Source organism: Flavobacterium sp., assembly GCF_028712645.1.
Taxonomy (GTDB): domain Bacteria; phylum Bacteroidota; class Bacteroidia; order Flavobacteriales; family Flavobacteriaceae; genus Flavobacterium.
The window spans coordinates 1-4,010 of the sequence record NZ_JAQTPQ010000294.1 but is presented as its reverse complement, the minus strand read 5'-3'; the positions used below and the strand labels follow the sequence as shown (position 1 = coordinate 4,010).

3 protein-coding genes and 2 pseudogenes are annotated in these 4,010 nt (G+C 28.6%); all 5 read right to left on the bottom strand.

Annotated features, from left to right (window positions below; translation table 11 throughout):
- Positions 1 to 278: pseudogene (locus tag PHC28_RS16545) on the bottom strand (hypothetical protein); the annotation flags it as partial.
- A 34-nt stretch (positions 279 to 312) separates the two neighbouring features.
- The gene (locus PHC28_RS16540) at positions 313 to 1,263 is read right to left on the bottom strand and encodes a glycosyltransferase (protein WP_300103227.1); all 951 of its coding nucleotides are present in this window, start codon (positions 1,261 to 1,263) and stop codon (positions 313 to 315) included.
- On the bottom strand, positions 1,263 to 2,189 hold the full coding sequence (locus tag PHC28_RS16535; RefSeq protein WP_300103225.1) for a glycosyltransferase family 2 protein: 927 nt from the start codon (positions 2,187 to 2,189) through the stop codon (positions 1,263 to 1,265). The genes PHC28_RS16540 and PHC28_RS16535 overlap by 1 nt, the downstream gene beginning before the upstream one ends.
- A complete protein-coding gene (locus tag PHC28_RS16530) occupies positions 2,186 to 3,082 on the bottom strand; it encodes a GT-D fold domain-containing glycosyltransferase (RefSeq protein WP_300103223.1) in 897 nt (298 codons plus the stop codon). Before PHC28_RS16530 ends, PHC28_RS16535 begins: the two co-directional genes overlap by 4 nt.
- A 9-nt stretch (positions 3,083 to 3,091) precedes the next feature.
- Positions 3,092 to 3,952, bottom strand: a pseudogene (locus PHC28_RS16525) (ABC transporter ATP-binding protein); the annotation flags it as partial.
- Positions 3,953 to 4,010: the final 58 nt, after the last annotated feature.

Here is a 4,010-nt window from a genome sequence, read left to right as displayed (position 1 = left end):
CAAATACTACAACCAGTCTCTATCATCTTTGTTATAACATCAAAAACCAAATCTGCTTTATAAAAAAAAACATCTTCATCAGCCATTATTAACCATTCATAATTTTTATTCTTTACTTTCCTGAACATATAGTCAATACTATCTAAACCATACATCCCATTCGTACCATCGATAACATATTTATCAATCTCTTTTGGAAATAAGCTGGCCGTTTTTGCATACAATTCTTTACTTGCAACTGTGGATAGTATCGCTATTTTAGATTTATCTATCATCATTTTTAATCTTTAACATCAAAAAAGTCACTAAATTCTATTTAAGAAATTTTTCACCTTTTCCAAACAACTTAAATGAAATATATGCAAAAAATATTTTTACCCAATTTATTATAATTTCTAAATTAACGAAAGACAAACTTTTCATCAATTTAAACAATACTTTTAAATCGGATTTGTCATTAATAACAAATGGCAAATATTTCATCATAGATTTGAAAAAAAACACCTTTAAAGATTTTGAAAGCACACCCGCTTCTGACAACAATTCTGTTAATTTCACAATACTATATAAATGAGAAATTTTAAATACTGGATTTTGTCTATTATCTAACTTTAGTGTTATATTATCAACATGCAATCTATAATAAGTTAAGTATTTGTCAATAACTTTTAATCTGGGATTATGCAATAACATTCTTGCATGAAAATCTCGATCTTGACCCGCAAATAACTCATCATCAAAAATTATTTTATTGACCAGAAAAGACCTTCTCCACATTACATCAGGTAAGTACCATGCTATATTTAATTTCAGAAAATCCTGTAAAGTATTTTCTGACAAAAAGGTTCTGTTCTCTTTTCCAACAATATTTGTTATATTATCTCTAAACATTATCGTTTTTGAAATAACTGCATCAATTTTTGTTTCTTTTTCTAATTCTAAAACTTTCAATTGAACGAAACTTGAATCCATTATATCATCACTATCAAACCAATTGATATATTTCCCCTTACTCATCTCAAACCCATAATTTCTACAAGAATTTGCTCCTTTAGGACTTTCAGATGGGCGATGATAGTATTGAAAACGAGAATCATTTACTACAAATTTTTCAACTATTTCATTCGTATTATCAATACTTCCATCATCTACAATAATACACTCCCAGTTTTCGAAAGTTTGTACCAATATAGAATCTAGTGTTTCTCTAATAAGATGTGCCCTGTTGTAGGTCGGAATAATAATAGAAACAAATGGCTTCATTACTCTAAAAATGATTTCCCAATTGATTTACTTATCAATTTATTATTTACAATCCCTTTTTTATCCATCTTACCTAAAATTTTGAATTTTAAAAAAGTGGTTCTAATTTCTTTAAAATTGAACTTCAATAAAGCTATAATTCCTTTTTTGATCAGATTTGAATATTCATTACCTATGGAAAACACAATAAAAGGATTAGAAGCCTTATGAATAATATTTCTTTCATATAGAATCAACTTATTATCAAAATATGCATTCCCAGAACGGAATTCTCTATCATGAAAAATTATTGAATTTGCCAAAACCCCTACACTCAAATTATGATATTTTGTTCTTTGGATATAATTTTCATCTTCACCATAATGAAAAAAAGATGGGCTAAATCCCCCAACTGTTTCAATACATTTTTTTGACAATAACCATCCTGCTGCATTAATAAAATGAATAGGATAAATGGTTTCTTTTAAATCATCCAAAAACATATCTGATACCAAATTTTCACATCTATTTCCTGAGATATAATTTAAAAACCCTGTGTCGAAAGCATCCCCATTTCCGTTTAAATGCATTGGGCTTACAATTCCGAAGTACTGTTCTTTTTGATGAGCTTTAATCAATTTTTCAATAGTATCAATTTCTACCCAAGCATCTTGGTTTAATAAAAAAACATAATCAGCTTTATTTTTCATTGCTAATGATATTCCAATATTATTTGCTTTACCAAAACCTAAATTTTCATTTTGTTCAGACAGAAATACTTCAGTAAAATTCGTTTTAATATAATCAACAGTTCCATCTTCACTATAATTATCAACTACTATTACAGATACAAAAATAGAACTGTTTAAAACACTATTTAAACATTTTTCTATCCAATGCATTCCATTATAGGCTACTATGACAATGTATATTTTAAATAAATTCATTCTATTTCATCTAAACCATTCAACAATAAATCATAATTTATATCATTCATCTTAAGCCAAGTTCGAGAATCATTTCCTGAAATACCATCAAGCAAACTACCAAAATCAAATAAAAAAATTGTGTTGTTTTTATTCCAAATTCTTTTCATAAGTGGTCTACCTGAACATCCCATAGCTACACATATAACAAAAAAATCATCAATTTCTGAAATAACATTTAAAGCCTCACTTTCAATTCGGTCTATTTGAGAATATGCATTTCTGGAAGGAGTTTTTATATGAATTGTATTTTTTCCAAATAATAATTCCACAACCCTTTTTTCAGTTTCTTCATTACCAATAAAAACTTGGGTTTTAGATTTTAAAATCTTTAAAAATTGATTAGCTCTTAAAGTATTTGTTGTAGCAATAAAATGCAGTGCAACTGGGCTATAAATTGCACTACCCACAAAATATAAAAAACTATCTTTAAATAATGACAAAGCAAATGAGTCCAGATTTTTATGATTTCCATAACTCATTCCTTCAGTAAAGCCAAAACAATCAGAATGTATTGCAAGACATTTAAAAACATTTCCTCCTCTTATTGAAAAACATTCATTCATTTCCTCGGATAATAAATCTATATGCTTTTGAAATTTGTCATTCTTTTTTTTCAAAAGAAAAACATCTCCGTCTCCAAATCTCAAATAAATCCCGCTTTTATTTAATATCAGACTATTTTCTAACTCATTTAATGTTATTTCAGGAGATATTATAATACTGTTTTTTGAGATAGACTTGACAATATCTCTTTCAAATAAAAAATACAGTCTATTCTTAAATATACTATAAATTAAATTATCATAAAAAAAAACAGTTTTTTTTAACAGTTTTTTAATTATATTTTTCATTATAAATTTTTATAGTATTTCCCACTTTGAATGCAAATATACTTTTGAATGTTTCGGTAATGCTTTTGTTCTTTTCGTATAGTCACTTTGTTCAATGGTAAAAGAAAAAAAGTTTTTAATTTCATAAAGGCTTTCAGTTTGACTAATTCCTACCCATAAATTCATAGAATACAAACTGGGTATAAATAATAATTCAGATGTTTCTATTTCAATCCTTTTACTGTCTCCATCTCTTAAATTATAAGAATGGAAACCATCATCTTCATTTGTCAAATGAGAGATAAGTTCTCCATTTTTATCTATTATGTCAAAAGCTATTGATAAATCATCTATATTGTCTTTGATCAGAAAACTTAAAACAATTTTAATTTTTTGACCTAAGAGTATAATAGCTCCCGAATTAACAACCTTATCATTAAGTTCTATATGAAAAGATGAAATTTCAATTCTGTTAGAATAATTCTTATGCAATGGTAAATTCGCAAAAGTTTGAGAAAAAATTTCTGTATAATAATCAATACTTGCATCAATAGTACCATTAAATACAATTCTTCCATTCTCCAACACAATCCCCTTCGTACACAAACTCTTTACCGCTGCCATATTATGACTCACAAACAAAACGGTTCTGCCACCACTACGGGAAATATCCTGCATCTTTCCAATGGCTTTTTTCTGGAACTCGGCATCCCCCACAGCAAGCACCTCATCAATCACCAAGATTTCCGGTTCGAGGAAGGCCGCCACAGCAAAAGCCAGTCGCACCGTCATTCCGCTGCTGTAGCGTTTTACAGGTGTGTCTATGTAGCGCTCACAACCCGAGAAATCTATAATTTCGTCAATCTTGGAGGCAATTTCTTTTTTGGTGACGCTGCGGACCACGGCCTTGAAGGATGGGGACGAGTATATCATCAACGGTCAGAAGACA

Coding starts and splice junctions, on each gene's coding strand:
- PHC28_RS16540 (WP_300103227.1), bottom strand. CDS start 1,263: ATGAAGCCATTTGTTTCTATTATTATTCCGACCTACAACAGGGCACAT.
- PHC28_RS16535 (WP_300103225.1), bottom strand. CDS start 2,189: ATGAATTTATTTAAAATATACATTGTCATAGTAGCCTATAATGGAATG.
- PHC28_RS16530 (WP_300103223.1), bottom strand. CDS start 3,082: ATGAAAAATATAATTAAAAAACTGTTAAAAAAAACTGTTTTTTTTTAT.